Source organism: Acidobacteriota bacterium, from assembly GCA_039028635.1.
Classification (GTDB): domain Bacteria; phylum Acidobacteriota; class Thermoanaerobaculia; order Multivoradales; family JBCCEF01; genus JBCCEF01.
The window spans coordinates 42194-59076 of the sequence record JBCCHV010000032.1; the positions used below are offsets into that span (position 1 = coordinate 42194).

The window sequence follows — 16883 nt, forward strand, 5'->3', positions numbered from 1 at the left end:
CGGTGTTCCCCTCAGCGGAGAGCGAGCGACAGCACCACCGGATCCCGCCCTTCACCTCCCGTGGCCAAGGTCTCCCACTGGCTGTTGGCGATGATCAGGAGGCGCCGACCGGTGCGCAAGGCCAAGGTCGGCTCGTCGAAGTCCGGGTGGTGGCGCAGCAGCACCTTCTCGTCCACAATGCGGTCGCCTTGCAGCTTCCAGGAGATCACCCGGTGGGGCCGGAAGCCGTTCTGGACGGCGATCAGGCGATCGCCATCGCGCACCAGACCATCGACCCCACGCAAGATCGATCTGTCCTCACCCAGGATCGGGTGAGCCTCCCCGGACTCGATCTCGATCCGCCACAGACCTCGCGACCAGTCGGCGACCCACAGGGAACGCTGATCGGCGCTCAGCGCCAGGCCTCCCGGCGCGCGCAGGGTACCGGCCGACAGCAGCGTCTCGAAGCTCTCTCCACCCGCAGCCAGCCGTAGGACCATGCCACCGCGATTGGTGGCCACGAAGACTCCCCCATCGTCGGCCACGATCAGATCATTGCAATCCCGCGCCGCCTCCGGCAGGAGCAGCCGACGATCGATCACGCCATCGTCGAGGCCTACCGCCAGCAGCTCCGCTCGGTTGGCCTGGTCGGCGTCGTAGCCGACCATCTCGGGCACCGCGGCACTGCACAGCCAGAGGCGCCGGCGAGGGCTGTCGACGGCCATGCCGAAAACTCCCTGCAGGCCCTCTTTCGGCCCCAGCCAAGCCTCGCTCCGGCCATCGCTGATGCGGTACAGAGTTCGTCCTCGCACGGTTCCCACGAACAACGTGCGGCTGGTCTCGTCGTAGGCGATGCCTTCCGGCAGGGCACCGGCTGCCCTCAAGGTGGCTTCCCGCGACGCCCGACCGACCGGTTTCTCGAGCTTCGCCATCGCACGACGGGCGCGCCGGAAGGAACGGGTCGCCCGGATGGGATCGAAGTCCTTCTCGGAATCGAGATCGAAATGAGCTCCTCCGGCGGCCAGCTCGCGTAGCGTCTTGCCGGCGGCCGCGGCATCGCCGGTCAGGGACTGGCCGCAGGCCAGGTTGTAGCGCAATCTCAGATGATCCGGCGCCAGCTCGAGGGCGGCTCCGGTGGCGGCGAGAAAGCCTTCGAAGTCACCGGCCTCGTAGCGTTCCACGGACGCCGCATAGCGCTCCTGCAGTCCCTGGCCGAACCCAGGGGAAGAGGCAAAGAAGAGCGTACATGCTAAAATTAAATTGAAGGCTGTTCTCTTACTTTGATTTCTCATCGCCACGCCTACCTACGAGCATCCTGATCCAGGGTTGCTGTTCCGAATCGAAACGGCCGGGTGCCTCATCGCTGGTCGAAGCGACACACCATGGCGGCGTCGAAGCGCCAAGCGCCGGTTCTATCCCGCGGGATGAGCTGGCAAACGTCTTGCTATCTACACCGGTAGCACCGCCTTCGACGGCCGTGCCGAACAAGGAGGTCAACGGATGCTCAAAACCCGATCCGAGGGGCCGATCGAGGTCGTCGCCCTGAGCGGAGACATCGATTCCAGCGCCACCCCGGTCCTGCGTAACGAACTGACCGATCTCGTGGACTCCGGCAATCCCCTGCTGATCCTCAACCTGTCAAAGGTGAGATTCGTCGATTCGAGCGCACTGTTCTTGTTTGTCACCCTGCTCAAGCGCTGCCGCGCCGTCGGTGGTGACATCGCTCTCGTCGGCCCCAATCCGACGGTGCGCTCGATCATTCAGCTCACCCGTCTTCACCGGGTGCTGGGAGTCTTCGAGGACGAGGCGCTCGCCATCGGCCGCATGATGCCCAACTGAGAAGGGGACTCAGGAAGGAACTTCGCCGTCGTCGCCCCGGCAGTAGTCTTCAACGCTCATCCCCACCCGGCGGTAGAAGCGCTGACAGTAGGACTCGACCTGGCCGATCGGCTCGTCGAGGAAAATTCTCTCCACCCGAAAAAGCGGAATGAACATCGTCGAGAGCCCAAGGCTCGGGGGCTCTCGCCGCGCCGCCTGGGCGAGGAAATCGTCGAAGGACGAGACGTTGATCGCCCGCAGGGTGACGCCGGCGACGCCGAGCTCCTGCAAGATCCCCCAGAATTTCTCCGTCGGGTTGACCAGGTGGGCCAACACCACATTGCCCGGCGAGATCACTTCTGAGACAGCTCCACCAACACTCCGCCGGCGCTCTTCGGGTGGACGAACTGCACCCAGCAACCTCCGGCACCGCGGGTCGGTTCCGGCCGCAGTAGCCGATACCCCTGCTCGCGCAGAGCCCCCTCGTCGGTGTTGATGTCGGAGCTGCGCAGGCAGAGATGATGGATTCCCGGTCCCCGAGTTTCCAGGAATCGCGCGATCGGCGAGTCCTCGCGGGTCGGCTCCAGCAGCTCGATACAGCTTTCGCCGCAGGGAATCATCGCCACCCGAACCCCTTCTCGAGGAACCTCTTCGATCTCTTCGACGGCGAGGCCGAGGGCTTCGTAGAAACCACGCGCTTCGGCGATCGAGCGCACTGCGATGCCGATATGGTCGACGCCTTGAATCATCCTTCTCTCCCTTCCCCGCCAGCAGAGCCGGCCACGGCGCCGGCGAACAAACGCTCCGCCACCTGGTAGGGATCGTGCCCTTCGCGATGGGATCGATCGACCTCCTGGGCGACTCCCCGAGCCTGATCGGCGGCTCGCAGAATGCGCTCTTTCAGGATGGCCTCGACCCGCAACCGCAGCCGGGCTCGGCGTCGGTCGGTGAGCAAGCCGGTGTCGTCGAGCCAGCCGCGGTGTCGCTCGATTTCTTCGAGCAGAGGCTCGAGGCCCTCGCCACGGGAGGCGATGGTCTTGAGGATCGGTGGCGGCCACTCCGGATGGTGCTCCGCCAGTCCCAGCATGCCTTCGAGGTCTCGTACGGTGCGGTCGGCGCCCTCGCGATCGGCTTTGTTGATCACGAAGACATCGGCGATCTCCATGATGCCGGCCTTGATCGCCTGGATGTCGTCGCCCAGCCCCGGCACGGTGATCACCACCACCGTGTCGACGCTGCGCACGATGTCGACCTCGTCCTGACCGACCCCGACGGTTTCGACCAGCACCCAATCGAAGCCCGCCGCGTCGAGCACGTCGATGGCGTCATGGGTGGCGCGGGCCAGCCCGCCCATCGCACCTCGGGTCGCCATCGACCGGATGTAGGTGCCGCGATCGAGGTAGAGGGACTGCATGCGAATGCGGTCCCCCAAGATGGCACCGCCGGTGTAAGGGCTCGACGGATCGACGGCGAGCACGGCGACGGTCTCGTCGCGTTCCCGACAGAGGGTCGCGAAGCGGTTGACCAGGGTTGATTTGCCGGCCCCCGGCGGCCCGGTGAAACCGACCACCCGCGCCCGGCCGGTGCGGCCGTAGAGGCGACGCACCAGCTCCCGCTGGGTGGCGCCGCCGTCCTCCACCAGGCTGATGGCGCGCGCCACCGACCGGGTGTGCCGTTTCAGAATCCGCTCCACCAGCCGGTCCAGGTCTTCTTCGACCCGGCGCGGCCGCGGAGATTCGGCCACCGCTCAGGCCCCTTTGAGGAGCTGACGAGCGATCACCATGCGCTGGATCTCGCTGGTGCCCTCGCCGATGGTGCAGATCTTGGCGTCGCGGTAGTACTTCTCGGCCCGGTAATCCTTGATGAAGCCATAGCCGCCGTGAATCTGGACCCCACGCTCGGAGCAGAACACCGCCGTCTCGCTGGTGTAGAGCTTGGCCTGCGAAGACAGCCGGGTGACGCGCTCACCGCGATCCATCGCCAAGGCCGCCTGGAAGGTCAGCGCCTCGGCGGCGGCGATGCGGGTCGCCATCTCGGCGAAGTGGAAACGCACCGCCTGGAACTGGCTGATCGGCCGCCCGAATTGCTCCCGCTGCTTGGCATAGTCGCGAGCCGTGTCGAAGGCCCCGAGGGAGACCGCCAATCCGAGAGCCGCGATCGAAATTCGACCGCCATCGAGGATGCCGAGGGCCTGCTGGAATCCGGAGCCTTCCTCGCCGAGAAGATAATCCTCGGGAACGAAGCAGTTCTCCATCACCACCTCGGCGGTGTCCGAGGCGCGACAGCCGAGCTTGTCTTCCTTCTTTCCGGAGCGGAAGCCATCCATGCCCTTCTCGACCACGAAGGCGGAGACATTGCGATGGCGGCCGGCGGCCGGATCGGTCACCGCGAAGACCACACAGACGTCGCCGACGGTGCCGTGGGTGGTGAAGGTCTTCGAGCCGTTGAGCACCCAGCCACCATCGACTTTCTCGGCGCGGGTGCGGGTGCCGGCGGCGTCGGAGCCGGCGTCGGGCTCGGTCAGGCTCCAGGCACCGATCTTCTCACCGGCGGCGAGCGGTCGGACCCAGCGCTGACGCTGGTCGTCGCTGCCGTACTTGTAAATGTGATTGGTGCACAGCGAGTTGTGGGCCGCCACGCTGAGGCCGAGAGACGGGTCGACGCGGCCGATCTCGTTGATCACGAGAACGTACTCGACGTAGCCCATGCCGGCGCCACCCAGCTCCTCCGGGAAGATCACCCCGAGGAAACCGAGCTCACCGGCCTTCTTGAACAGGCCGACCGGAAAAGTCTGGCTCTCGTCGATCTCCTCGACGATGGGATCGAGCTCCTTGCGGGCGAAGTCGCGGGCCGCATCGCGGACGGCGCGCTGTTCTTCGGTGAGGGCGAAATCGATCGACGGAGATTCCTCGAGAAGGGCTGTCATGACACCTCGAAGGGGAGAGAAGTGGGAGCGATCCAACAACGGCTCAGAGCGTTGGATGCTATCGCGCCGCCGGGTCCACCCGCAACGGCGCGACGGCCCGGCCGCGGGCCCTCGCCAGGGTCACCCCGCTGTAGTAATGCTCGAGGATCTGGCGGTAGTCGTGGCTGCGCAACGCCATCGCGAAAGCCCCTGTCTGGCACATGCCAACCCCGTGGCCGAGGCCACTGCCGGAGAAGAAGTAGCCCGGCGCCCCTTGGCGCGAGCGGGTGCGACGCAGCTCGAAGCGGGTGTCCGGCAGCGCCAGGGTCCAGCGGATCGCCAGTCCCTCGACCTCGATCGAGCGATCGTCCCGGCCGAGGATGCGCAGCTTGGCGACCCGTCCGGAGACTCCCCGCTCGAGCACCTCGAGGCCGGTGAAACCGAGACCGGGATAGCGCTCCTCCACCTGCCGGGCCAAGCGCTGGTCGCTGCGGAAGCGGCTCCAGGATCGCCAGCGATTGGCGGGAGCACGGAAGTCCCGCTCGCTGACGAAGGGCTGAACCACCGCCACCAGCCGATCGCGCCACCACACCATGCGCACCGGGTCTCCCGCCATCAGGAAGAGGGAGTCGGAGGCCAACCCATCCTCGACCGGTCGAAAGGCCGCCAGGCCGCGTGGCAGCTCGACGGTCTGCTCCCGGCCCTCGAGGCGGATGCGCCAGCCGGTGTCGTCGAGGGCGCGGTGAGTGGCCTTCTTCTCGACCAGCAAGCCCACGGTGCGGGCGAAGGAGTAGAGAACCATTTCGAGCTGTGACGGCGTGAGCTGGCGCTCGTCGTCCTCGCGCCACAGGCCGCTGGCGTAGAGCGCCCGAGCCCGCCGCACCTCCTCCGTCGACCAGCTCGCCGGCGGCTGCTCCACCCATTCCGGCAAAGAGGTCGCGACCCGCGGATCGAGCACCAGGTCGAGCAACGCCAGCAGGAAACGCCGCAGGTCGCCCTGCCGCAGGCTCGCCAGGCGCCCCGTTGGCGGCGTCAGGCCGGCCTGCTGGGCCGCCGTCAGCAAGCGGGCTTCGAACGCTCCCAGGGAATTCCCCGGCGGCGCCGGCAAGAATTGACGGGTGATGGCTTCCGGATAGCGCGCCCCGGGACGGAGATGATTGCTCAGGGCAATGCTGCCCGCCTCCAGGCACGGCACACCGCGCAAGTAGGGATAGTTCTCCTGCGGGAAGACCACTTCGATGTCCTCCGTGTGGCCACCGCAGGTCGAGCTGTAGCGGGCATCCACCAGCTCGCCGTCGAACAACAGCACCTGGTGGGCGGTATCGGTGATGGCCTGGTCCGACAGCGGATGCTCGATGGACATGCCACCGTACACCTGGCACCGGGGCGTGGCGCAGATGTCATAGCCCTCGCGCTCGAACTCGCCGAGGTTGCGCAGAGTGTAGGTTCGGGCGGCCACCGCCTGGGCCTTGAGGGCCTCGATGCGGTCATAGAGGTTGGGCCCCATTTCCCCCGGCACCACCCCGCGCAGATAGCTCTCAAGGGGCAGCTCGTTGATCACGTTGAGGCGCCCGCGCTCATTCAGGAATACCTGTAGCCGACCGCGATAGCGGCGATCTCCGAAGACCAAGCCGCGCTCGTCCTCCGCGGCGGCGAGGGTCGACGCATCGCGCCGGCGCTCGACGGTCAACCTGCGACCCTCGACCCGCCGCTGCTCGTCGCCGCGGCCAAGGACCAGCGCCGCATCCCCCGCCTCGGCCACCACCCAGGCTTCGGCGAGGTCGAGGGAGCGCCACCGCTGGCGAGCGGCGAGGGCCCGCTGGCGGGACTCGAAACGGCCCAGCCGCACCTGGTAGAGCCCGGTCGCGGCATCGATGTGACTCGAGGCCGGCTCCCCGGTGAGGCGCTCCAGGCGGGCGGCGAGCTGGGCTCCCTGAGCTTCGTCCCGCAGCGCCGCGACCTGCAGTCGGAAGGTCGTCGCCGCCCCGGGCCCCGGACGCACCACCACCTTCTCGTCGAGCCCCAGGGAAGCTTCCCCGAAGGTCAAAACCAGATCCTGACCGCAGCATGGAAGCTCGACCTCGGCGAGATCGCTCGCCAGCCCGACCCGCAGGCGAATCGGCGCCTGCGGCGACCGGGTCACCACCTCCGGCACCGGCTGCCGCGGTGCTTCGGCGGCGGCCTCCGGCAACGGCAGGGCCGTCGGCGCGGCCACGGCCGGCGGAGCCTCCGCCGGCCGCTCGCTGCTCGGTGTGGTTTCGACCGGCGTCAGCGGGGGGGCCACGGAGCGGGCGCAGCCGGCCACCAGCCAGGGCAGCGCCAGCGCCGCTAGCCAGGTCCAGACGCGCTTCACGGGGCGGTCTCCATCGCCGGCCGCAGGAGGTTCACCAGGGCAGCCGCATGGAGGGTGGCCAGAAAGGCGGTGACCACCCCCTGGAGCAGCCCGAGGACGAGCTGAACGGCGAAGGCGAGCCTGCCGAGGGTGGCCGAGAGCAGACTGGCGACGGCGCTCGACAGCAGGCCCGCCAAGGCCACCAGCGCCGCCAACAGAAGCACCGCCGCAAAGCGCTGGCGGAGGAGCCCGAGGCCCCGCCGCAGGGAGCTGCCCAACCCGTTCGAAGGCCAAGCCAGGGCCGCCCGCCCGGGTCCGTACCAGAGGTGCACCACCAGCAGCGCGATGGCGACGGCGAAGATTCCGCAGGCCGCCAGGAGCTGGGCCGCCAGAGCGCCGCGAACCCCCAGCGCCAGGGCCACCACCGCCAGCAGGAGCAGAGCCGAGGCGACCACCGCATAGAGGTTGACGAACCAGAAGAAGGGCGCGAACAGGCGCTTGCCCCAGTGCACCAGCCGGGCGGCCTCCAGACGGCTCTCGAGGCCCCGCCGCCGGAGCTCGCCAAGGCTGCCCCACAGTCCCGCTTGAGCGAAGCAATAGAGCACCAGCGCCGCCGTCCACAGGACCAGCGCCAGCGACGTTCCGGTCACCACCGCCGAGCGGTCGAAGGCGTCCTCGAGGACGATCACCGCATCGGCCACCGCCTCGACGCTGCGGCTCGCCGCCAGCGGCGCGAGATCGCTCTGGAAGTCCCAGCCGAGGGCCGTCAACAGCGGCGCGACGGCGCCGGCGACGGTGAGAATCAACACCGCTCCCATGGTGAGCAGAGTCCAAGCCACCAGGGCGGGGTTCGCCCGGGTCACCGACCAGCCGCGAGCCAAGGCCGCCGCGCTCACGGCGCCAACCGGTGTTGATGCAGCTTCACTTCGCGGCGGAAATCCTCCACCGCGAGCATTTCGACCGGTTGCGCCATCTCGAACAGACGGCTGACCAACATCGGCGTCAAGCGGGCGGACAGGGAGGCCACCGCAGGCTCGCGTCCCGAGGGACGGTCGGAGGCACCGGCGGATCGATAGCCGAACTCCCCGCCGGGGTTCTTGCGGGGCTCTGCCGCAGCGACCTCCTGCAGCCGGTAGTTGGTGGTGAAGAGGGTCGGCCGCCGCTCCGTGTAGCGCGTGTTGATGATCAGGTAGAGGGTGTCCATCACCCACGGGGTCGGCTTCTGGGCGCCGAGCTCATCGAGCACCAGGAGCTCGGCGCCGATCACCGGATCGAGGATCTGGCGCTTCGAGTCCGGCGAGCCGGGATCGAAGCTCGACTGGATCTGGTGGATCAGCGAGGTGAAGTCGACGAAGCGGCCGCGCAGGCGATAGCGCTGGATCAAGTGACGCAGGACCGCCACCGAAAGGTGCGTCTTGCCGGCCCCCGGGGGCCCGACGAACAGCAGGCCGGACTCCCGCATGACGCCATCGACGGTGAAGAAGGCATCGCAGTACTGCTGGCACAGGGAACGCGCCTTGAGCAGAGATGCCTTCGCCTCTCCGCGGTTGACGTTGAATTTTTCGAGGGTACAGGCGGAGTAGCGCTGGGGAATGCCCGCGGCGGCGAGGCGACGCGCCACCAGATCGCGATCACGGCACTCACAGGGCCGAGCGCTGCCGGCTCCGCCATCGGCTCCGAGAATCCATCCCCGGCCGCCGCACGAGGCACACGGTTCGGGCGTCCCTGGGCTCGCCGGCATGGGCGGATGGTAGCACGAGGAAAGGGCCCCGACACGCCGTGTGGGGGGCCCAATCGGGGGCGGCCTAACCGCCGTCGTCGTCGTCGCGCTCGATGGTCACCGGCACGCTGCTCTGGATGCGCACCAGGGCGTGTCGCCGGTCGATCCCGGCGCGCCGATCGATCGTCTCCTGCTTGACTTGCTCGAGCAGGCGGTCGACCTCGACCTGCATGCTCTCCATCTGTTCCTTCATGTTGAGGATCACTTCGACGCCGGCGAGGTTGACGCCGAGCTCCCGGGTGAGGGTCAGAATGGTCTCGAGGCGAGACAGCGACCGCTCATCGTAGAGGCGGGTATTGCCGGCGCTGCGGTGCGGTGAAATCAAACCCTCGCGCTCGTAGAGACGCAGGGTCTGGGGGTGGATGTCGAACCGCTCCGCCACCACGCTGATCATCACGTAGGACGTTTTTCCCTTGCGAGCCATCACCTACCTCCGGTTCGAGATCACCGGGAGGACCGTCGGGCGCGCCGCTGTGAGAGAGCAGGCAGCCGACGGACCGCCCGGAAGAGGGGGCCAAGGCCTCCGGCGAGTCGCCCCACCGGAGGCCGCATCCTGATCAGGCCTTCTCGTCGACGTCGACGTACTCGGCGTCGATGACGTCGTCGGCGCTGTCCGCCGGGGCGCCCTCGGCCGCCGCCTCCGGAGCCGGGCCGCCGGCCGCCGCCTCGCCCTGCTTGTACATCGCCTCGGCGAGCTTGTGACTGGCCTGCTCGAGCTGCGTCGCCGCCGCATCGATGGCCGCCGCGTCCTCGCCGTCGAGGGCCTTCTTGGCATCCTCGAGAGCTTTCTCGAGCACGCCCTTGTCCTCGGCGCTGAGCTTCTCCTTGTTCTCCTCGTAGGTCTTCGAGGTCGAGTAATGCAGGCCGTCCAGGCGGTTGCGGGCCTCGATCTGCTGACGCCGCTCCTTGTCCTCGTCATGGTGCGACTCGGCTTCCTGCACCATGCGATCGATCTCACCCTCATCGAGACCACTCGAGGCGGTGATGGTGATCTTCTGCTCCTTGCCGGTGCCGAGATCCTTCGCCGAGACGTTGACGATGCCGTTGGCGTCGATGTCGAAGGTGACCTCGATCTGCGGCATGCCACGCGGCGCCGAAGGAATGCCCACCAGGTGGAAGCGGCCGAGGGTGCGGTTGCCCGCCGCCATCTCGCGCTCGCCCTGCAGGACGTGCACCTCGACCGAAGTCTGATTGTCGGCGGCGGTCGAGAACACCTCGCTCTTGCGCGCCGGAATCGTCGTGTTGCGGTCGATCAGCTTGGTGAACACCCCTCCCAGGGTCTCGATGCCGAGGGACAGGGGGGTGACGTCGAGGAGCAGCACGTCGGTGACGTCGCCGCGCAACACGCCGCCCTGGATGGCGGCGCCAATGGCCACCACCTCGTCCGGGTTGACGCCCCGGTTGGGCTCCTTGCCGAAGATCTTGGTGACCAGCTCCTGGATCGCCGGCATGCGCGTCTGACCACCCACCAGCACCACCTCATCGATCTGATCGGCATTCAGGCCGGCGTCCTTCAGGGCCTGGCGGCAGGGTCCCTCGGAGCGACCGATGATCGGCTCCACGAGCTGCTCCAGCTTGGAGCGGCCGAGGGTCAGGGTGAGGTGCTTCGGACCCGAAGCGTCGGCGGTGATGAAGGGCAGATTGATCTCCGTCGACTGGGCGCTCGAGAGCTCGATCTTGGCCTTCTCGGCAGCCTCCTTGAGGCGCTGCAGGGCCATCGCGTCCTGGGCCAGATCGACTCCCTGATCCTTCTTGAACTCGTCGAGCAGCCACTCGATGATGCGCTGATCGATGTTGTCACCACCGAGGTGGGTGTCACCGTTGGTCGACTTCACCTCGACGACGCCCTCGCCGACCTCGAGAATCGAGATGTCGAAGGTACCGCCGCCAAAGTCGTAAACCGCGATCACCTGATCCTTCTTCTTGTCGAGACCGTAGGCCAGGGCGGCGGCGGTGGGCTCGTTGACCAGGCGCTCGACCTGCAGGCCGGCGATCTTGCCGGCGTCCTTGGTGGCCTGGCGCTGCGAGTCGTTGAAGTAGGCGGGCACGGTGATGACGGCCTTCTCCACCGACTCTCCGAGGTAGTCCTCGGCCGCCTGCTTGAGCTTCTGCAGGGTCATCGCCGAAATCTCCGGCGGCGAGAACTTCTTGTCGTCGATCTTCACCCGCACGCCGCCGCTGTCCGAGCCGGCGACATCGTAGGGCACCATCTCGAGCTCTTCCGCGACCTCGTCGAAGCGGCGCCCCATGAAGCGCTTGATCGAGAAGATGGTCTTGGTGGGATTGGTCACCGCCTGGCGCTTCGCCACCTGGCCGACCAGGCGCTCGCCGTCCTTGGCGAAGGCGACCACCGAGGGGGTGGTCCGGTTACCCTCGGCATTGGGGATCACCTTCGCTTCCGTACCTTCCATCACCGCCACCACACTGTTGGTGGTGCCGAGATCGATTCCAATGATCTTGCTCATATCGTCTTCACTCCTTCGCTTAGAAATCTCAGCGGCCCTCCCCAGCGAAGCCCGCGAGAAGCTCTCGCACAGCCCCGTGACGGCGAATCGGCCGGTCGCTTGGCAAGACTAAGACCTTAGTGATCCGCTGTCAAGCAAGCCATTCGCCATACTTGACAATTACTGGCTAAGATTTATTCCCGACCTGAAGAGAACGGGCGATCGAAGGGAAGATTCGTCACAAACTTGGGCGCTACTCGGCAGCCGACGCGGAAGCGCGAGGTAGCGGAAGCCGCTGAGGATGGGAGTGCCTGGCCGGCCGCGAGACGCACGACGCGTGCATGCGGGCCGGGCTCCGTAGGCGGGCCGCCCCGTAGGCGAGGGTGGCGCCTCGAACCCCTGCTAACCAAGCAGCACTAGCGGACTAATCCAGCAGCACCAGCGGCGCCGTCGCGCCCTCGTCGTCGAGGCCGACGAAGGCGGGATCGAGAAAGAAGTTCTCGATCACCGTTTCGCTCGCCGTCGGTCCCCCGCCGGCGCTGTCGAGGGTCAGGTCGTAGCCCCCCTCGGTGGTCTGCCAAAGCACCCGCCGACCGTCGCCGGAGTCGAGATCGGGCTCTTCCAGCAACTTGGCCTCGATCGGCCGATTGAGGTTCGGCGGGAACGAGCCATCGAGCAGGAAGAGGGTTTTGAGGGCACGGTCGATCTTGAGGAAGGACGCCCCCAACCGGCCCTTGACCAACGCCTCGCGCTCCGCCTCTTGCCACGGGAAGGGCGACAGCAGGCGCAGCGGGCCGGGAACCAACTGCGAGACGAAGAGCAGCGCGAGCAGCAGGCCGAGCCCCCGCCCGACCCAGCCTTCGAGACCCCGAAACCGCACTCGGCGGCGTAGAGCCGGCGCCGGGACCGGGGCAGAAGCCTGGCCCTGTAGGGTGAGATCGAGGTCGATCTCCGGCAGCGAGTCGTCGCTCTCGGGCTCCGCCGGGCGAGCCTCTTCCACCACCGGCTCCTCGGCTGCCGGCTCCGGCGTCTGGGCCTGAGCCGGGGCCTCCTCGGTCAGCGGCAGATCGCCGAGGAGAGATTCGTCTTCGTCGTCGACGCCGAGATCCGGCGGCGGCTCGATATCCGCCAGCACCGGCACGTCAAAGAGCTGCTCGACCTCCTCGTCGCGCTGCGCGTCGAAGGGCGCGACCACCTCGCGTTCGAGCAATCGGTAGAGGGCGAGCCGCACCTTGTACTCGTCGAGATCCGTGTCGCCGACCACCTGCTCGACGGAGCGTGCCTCGGCCAGGCTGTCGAGGACCAGGCGCTCATCGGGCACCAGGAAGAGCACTCCAGGCACCTCGTCCGGCGGCGCCACCCCGGGAACCCGGTCACGAATCTCCACCGGCAGCGGATCGAGACGCCGATAGCGACCGCCGTACTCGGGCACCGCCTCCGGCTCGTCGTCCTGGATCGAGCGCACCAGCAGCTCCTCGATCGAGATCGGCCGAATCCCCTCCTCGTAGGACACCTCGTCCCCGGAGTAGAACTTGAACTCGCCTTGGGTCCAGCCGAGCAGGCCCTGGAGGACTTCGAAGGTCTGACCCCGCAGGCCGCGCAACACCTGGTCGCGGCTCACCAGGCCGGCCTCGACCCAGCGATCCATCGGCCGGCCGTCCCCATCCTCCCCGGCGAGCTGCTCGGCGGTCGCCACGCCCTCTCGCACCAGCACGTCGCGCAGACCATCCTCGACGGTGCGATCGAGGGCGTCGGCGGCCACCACCTCGCCCTGCAGGAAGGAGATCGCGACGATGTTGCTCTCCCCCTGGACCGTCAGGATGCCGGTCTTGCGCTGCTGCCCGATGAGCTGCAGGATCTCCGGCAGATTGAAGACGTCGAGGGTGCCTTCTACGGTCATCAGTTCACTCGCTAAGCAGGGTTGCGCAGTTCCACGACCAGGCGCAGACCATAGAACAGGGCGAGCCCGCCCAGGCACAGGGCCCACATCAGCTCCGGCCCCGGGTCGACGCCCACCGGCACCACGAAGCTGAAGTGGCGCGCCAGCGGCAAGAGCACCAAGACCACGGGAATCAGCAGGGTGAGGTAGGCGCGAGCTCCATAGCCGACCTCCGCCGAGAAGAAGCCCGGCACCAGGAAGCGCACGGCGCGATCGATGCGCCCGCCGCCGACGTCCGAAAGGGCCGGATTGGCGTAGCCGAAGGGACGCCGCAGCAAGTGCAGGGCGAGGGCCGCCAGCAGCAGGAGCCCGGCGACCGCCGGGCCGAACCAGCGCCGCGCCGCCGACAATCGGCCGGTCAGGCTGTCGTCGCCACGCTGCAAAGCGAGCAGCCGGCGGCGGATCTCGGGAAGGCGATCGAGACCGGCCTCGGAGGTTCGCACCTGCTCCTTCTCGGTCTCGCGAATCCACTGCCCGACCAGACCGCGGTCGAGCTCCTGGGCGCGCTGAAAGGCGGCACTCTGCTCGCTGAAGTAGTAGCTCTCGGCGTAGGCCTTGCTGAGGTTGAAGTGCGCCAGCACATTGTCCGGCGCCAACTCCGTCGCCTTCTTGAAGTGGTTCACCGCATCCGGGAACTTGTTCTGCTGGAAGTAGTAGACCCCGAGGTTGATCTGGGCGTCGACGGCGCCGGCATCCTCTTCCGCCATCTGCTCGTAGAGATTGCGTGCCACCGGCCAATAGTCGAGCTTGCGGTGCACGTCGGCCATCAAGTGCTGCACCGCGGCTTCCTCCGGGAACAGCGCCGGCAGGCTGCCGAGATCGCTGAAGATCTCGCCGTAGAGGCGGCCCTCGATCAGGCTGTCGAGGGCCCGCGCCGGCGGCGCCAGCGCCACCTCCAGGCGCGCCCGCTGCTCCGCCAGCAGCAGCGGCGTCACGCCGAGCAGAAGCCAGAGGCCGATCAGCACCGTCCGCTCGCTCCCGGAGCCGTAGCCCCACAACAACACCGACCAGAAGATCGCCAGCCACAGCAGCCCCTGGGGCAAGGCCAGCGGCCAGAGCAAGGCGAGGGCGGCGAGGGGATAGGCCAGCGCCGCCGGCAGCACCCGGCCGAGAGGCTTGACGACATCGGCGAAGAGAGAGCCTCCCTTGGTCGCCATCTGGAGGGCGAGGAAGAGAAAACCCGCACACAGCAGGGCGAAGAGAACGAAGAACAGCGCGCCGTGCAGCATCACCCGCCGTTCCAGGCGCTGACTGAGGAGCCGCAGGTAACCGCGCGACGAAGCCTGCAGGGCGGGCCACCAGCTACCGTCGTGGCGATGGACCGCAGCTTCCCCGAAGGCCACCTCGGGCGCCCCCGGGTCGAGGCGCTCGGCATCCTCGAGAGCCCAACGGGCTTTGACCAGGTCGCCGTCGACGGCGACCTCCACGGCACGCGAGACGGCCGCCCGACTGAGATCCGCAAGGGCCTCGAAGCCGAGCAGCTCGGCGGTCGCCAGGAGCTCGTCGACAGAGGCCCCGGCGAGGTCCCTTTGATCGCCCGCCACCGCCCCTTCCCAACGCGCCCAATGCTCACGCAACAGCACCAGATTCTGCTGCGCGGCGAGCGGCATCTCGATGGCGCCGATGCGCCGAACCTCGTCTTGGGCACTGAGCGTCGGAGTCAGCGCCAGGGCCAGGAGCAGGCCGAGCCCGACGAGCCCCAGCGGGCGCCCCGGGGCACCCGGCGGTCCCTCAGCCGCGCTTTTGGACATAGCGCATCTGCAGGCGATAGACGACGTCCTCGAGGGCAGAGCTTTCTTCCATGGAGAGATTGCCGGCGGTCTTCTTCTTGAGCACTTCGAGCAGATCGATGTGCATGCGAGCCATGTCGAGATTCTCGGTGCGGCGTCCGTCCGGCAACGGAACGTCGCCGAGAAAGATCGCCGCCGGCTCGGCGAGCATCGAGAGCAGCTCGAGGAAGGCCTGGGTCTCGGCCGGGTCGGGACGCTCGATCTCCGGCTTCTCCTCCTCCGCAGTCTCGACCGGAGGTTCGGCAACGGGCTCCGGAGCGGCCTCCTTGTCGCCGAGGGAACGAAACTCCTCCCGCAGCTCGCCATCGGGGGTGAACATCCGCTTGTCGGTCACCTTGATGTCGCCGTCGCCCAAGATTTTCACTCCGTCTCGAATTTTTCGGGTAGTGCCGCGGTGCGCTATCGTAGCAAGCGCAAATCCCTGGGAGCAAGGCGCATCCCGCCCCTCGCCACACCACCTGAGACACCATGAAGCCAACTTCCGAGCTCGCCGAGCTGGTCGCCCTGGTCCGCCGCCTGCGAGCGCCCGATGGTTGCCCCTGGGACCGCGAGCAAAGCCTCGCCAGCGTGCGGCCGTATCTCCTCGAAGAAGCCCACGAGCTCGCCGATGCCCTGGACGAGGGCCGTTGGCCGGAGATCCGCGAAGAGCTCGGCGACCTGCTCTTCCAGGGCGCCTTCATCGCTTGCCTGGCGGAGGAAGCGGACGCCTTCACCGTCGGCGATGCGATCGACGCCGTCGAGCGCAAGATGATCGATCGTCACCCCCATGTCTTCGGAAACGAGAAGCTCGTCGATCGCGAGGCCGTCGAGCGGGCCTGGGAACGCCGCAAGCTGGACCGGCGGCAGGATGGCGGTCTCCTCGCCGGTGTACCGCGCTCCCTGCCGGCCCTCAACGGCGCCTACCGGCTGACCCAGAAAGCCGCCGGCGTGGGCTTCGACTGGGCCACTCCGGCGGAGGTCCTGGACAAGATCGACGAGGAGGTCGGTGAGCTGCGCGAGGCCCTGGCGTCAGGCCTCGGCCAAGCCGCCGCCGCCGAGGAGATCGGGGACCTGTTCTTCGCCCTCGCCAACCTGGCGCGCAAGCTCGAGATCGATCCCGAGGCGGCGGCAGCGGCCTGCAATCGCAAGTTCGTGCGCCGCTTCCGCTATATCGAGCGGGGCCTGCAGGAGCGCGGACGGCCCTTGGCCGAAGCCAGCCTCGACGAAATGGAGGCGCTGTGGCAGGAGGCCAAGGCCTCAGAGGCCGGCGAGAACTCGGCGTAGGGCCGGCAGCACGGTGTCGGCGATCCGCTGGTGGCCCTCGACGTTGGGGTGGATACCGTCGGCGAGATTGAGCTCCGGCTCACCTCCCACCCCCTCGAGCAGAAACGGCAGCAGGGCGACGCCGGTGGCGGTGGCCACTTCGCCATAGAGGGCGCGAAACCCGGCGGTGTACTCGGGGCCATGGCTGGGAGGCATCTCCATGCCGGCGATCAACACCCGAGCCCCCGCCTCCTGACAACGCTCGACGATGGCGCGCAGGTTGGACTCGATGCCCTCGAGGGGCTGCCCCCGCAAGCCGTCGTTGGCTCCCAATGCCACCACCACCACGTCCGGCCGCTGGCGCAACAGCCAGTCGATGCGCGACAGACCGCCGGCGCTGGTGTCGCCGCTGACGCCGGCATTGATCAGGCGGATCGGCTCGCCCGCCGCCGCCAGCGCCTCGGAGATCAGAGCGGGAAAGGCCTGTCCCTCTTCCAGGCCATAGCCGGCGGTCAGGCTGTCACCGAGAAAGACCACCAGCGGGCCCGAAGGCTCGGCCGGCGCCGGGGCTTCGACGACCGGCGGCGAGCCACAGGCGAGGCTGAGAGCGAGGCATGCGACGAGGGCGCCGGCAAAAGGTCGGAAAGTCATGGA

General features: G+C 67.9%; 16 protein-coding genes. 2 read left to right on the forward strand and 14 right to left on the reverse strand.

Annotated features, from left to right (window positions below; all coding sequences use genetic code 11):
• Positions 1–11: 11 nt before the first annotated feature.
• The gene (locus AAF604_14205; GenBank protein ID MEM7050816.1) at positions 12–1160 is read right to left on the reverse strand and encodes a hypothetical protein; all 1149 of its coding nucleotides are present in this window, start codon (positions 1158–1160) and stop codon (positions 12–14) included.
• 319 nt (positions 1161–1479) lie between these two features.
• Here AAF604_14205 and AAF604_14210 point away from each other — a divergent pair, with 319 nt between their 5' ends.
• On the forward strand, positions 1480–1818 hold the full coding sequence (locus tag AAF604_14210) for an STAS domain-containing protein (protein MEM7050817.1): 339 nt from the start codon (positions 1480–1482) through the stop codon (positions 1816–1818).
• 9 nt (positions 1819–1827) lie between these two features.
• Here the strand turns inward: AAF604_14210 and AAF604_14215 are convergent, their stop codons facing one another.
• The 12 genes from AAF604_14215 to AAF604_14270 form a co-directional block, all read right to left on the reverse strand.
• A complete protein-coding gene (locus AAF604_14215) occupies positions 1828–2154 on the reverse strand; it encodes a hypothetical protein (protein ID MEM7050818.1) in 327 nt (108 codons plus the stop codon).
• Entirely contained in the window at positions 2151–2546 is a 396-nt protein-coding gene (gene mce, locus AAF604_14220) for a methylmalonyl-CoA epimerase (GenBank protein ID MEM7050819.1), read from the reverse strand. Before mce ends, AAF604_14215 begins: the two co-directional genes overlap by 4 nt.
• Entirely contained in the window at positions 2543–3541 is a 999-nt protein-coding gene (gene meaB, locus AAF604_14225; GenBank protein ID MEM7050820.1) for a methylmalonyl Co-A mutase-associated GTPase MeaB, read from the reverse strand. Before meaB ends, mce begins: the two co-directional genes overlap by 4 nt.
• Positions 3542–3544: 3 nt before the next feature.
• A complete protein-coding gene (locus AAF604_14230; protein MEM7050821.1) occupies positions 3545–4723 on the reverse strand; it encodes an acyl-CoA dehydrogenase family protein in 1179 nt (392 codons plus the stop codon).
• A 58-nt stretch (positions 4724–4781) separates the two neighbouring features.
• Positions 4782–7055: a SpoIID/LytB domain-containing protein gene (locus tag AAF604_14235; GenBank protein MEM7050822.1), complete on the reverse strand. Its 2274-nt coding sequence runs from the start codon at positions 7053–7055 to the stop codon at positions 4782–4784.
• Positions 7052–7930, reverse strand: coding sequence for a hypothetical protein (locus tag AAF604_14240; GenBank protein MEM7050823.1), 879 nt, complete (start codon positions 7928–7930; stop codon positions 7052–7054). The genes AAF604_14235 and AAF604_14240 overlap by 4 nt, the downstream gene beginning before the upstream one ends.
• Positions 7927–8655 (reverse strand): ATP-binding protein, encoded by a 729-nt coding sequence (locus AAF604_14245; GenBank protein ID MEM7050824.1) that lies wholly within the window; start codon positions 8653–8655, stop codon positions 7927–7929. Before AAF604_14245 ends, AAF604_14240 begins: the two co-directional genes overlap by 4 nt.
• A gap of 184 nt (positions 8656–8839) precedes the next feature.
• Positions 8840–9238, reverse strand: coding sequence for a helix-turn-helix transcriptional regulator (locus tag AAF604_14250; GenBank protein ID MEM7050825.1), 399 nt, complete (start codon positions 9236–9238; stop codon positions 8840–8842).
• Between the two features lie 133 nt (positions 9239–9371).
• A complete protein-coding gene (gene dnaK / locus AAF604_14255) occupies positions 9372–11279 on the reverse strand; it encodes a molecular chaperone DnaK (GenBank protein MEM7050826.1) in 1908 nt (635 codons plus the stop codon).
• A 403-nt stretch (positions 11280–11682) separates the two neighbouring features.
• Positions 11683–13158, reverse strand: coding sequence for a DUF4388 domain-containing protein (locus AAF604_14260; protein MEM7050827.1), 1476 nt, complete (start codon positions 13156–13158; stop codon positions 11683–11685).
• An 11-nt stretch (positions 13159–13169) separates the two neighbouring features.
• Positions 13170–14948, reverse strand: coding sequence for a tetratricopeptide repeat protein (locus AAF604_14265; GenBank protein ID MEM7050828.1), 1779 nt, complete (start codon positions 14946–14948; stop codon positions 13170–13172).
• On the reverse strand, positions 14929–15351 hold the full coding sequence (locus AAF604_14270; protein MEM7050829.1) for a DUF1844 domain-containing protein: 423 nt from the start codon (positions 15349–15351) through the stop codon (positions 14929–14931). Before AAF604_14270 ends, AAF604_14265 begins: the two co-directional genes overlap by 20 nt.
• A gap of 104 nt (positions 15352–15455) precedes the next feature.
• Between AAF604_14270 and mazG the strand changes: the two genes are divergently transcribed.
• Positions 15456–16250, forward strand: a complete 795-nt coding sequence (mazG, locus tag AAF604_14275) for a nucleoside triphosphate pyrophosphohydrolase (protein ID MEM7050830.1) — start codon at positions 15456–15458, stop codon at positions 16248–16250.
• Here the strand turns inward: mazG and AAF604_14280 are convergent.
• Complete coding sequence (locus AAF604_14280; GenBank protein ID MEM7050831.1) at positions 16224–16880, reverse strand: arylesterase; 657 nt, start codon at positions 16878–16880, stop codon at positions 16224–16226. The genes mazG and AAF604_14280 overlap by 27 nt on opposite strands.
• Positions 16881–16883: the final 3 nt, after the last annotated feature.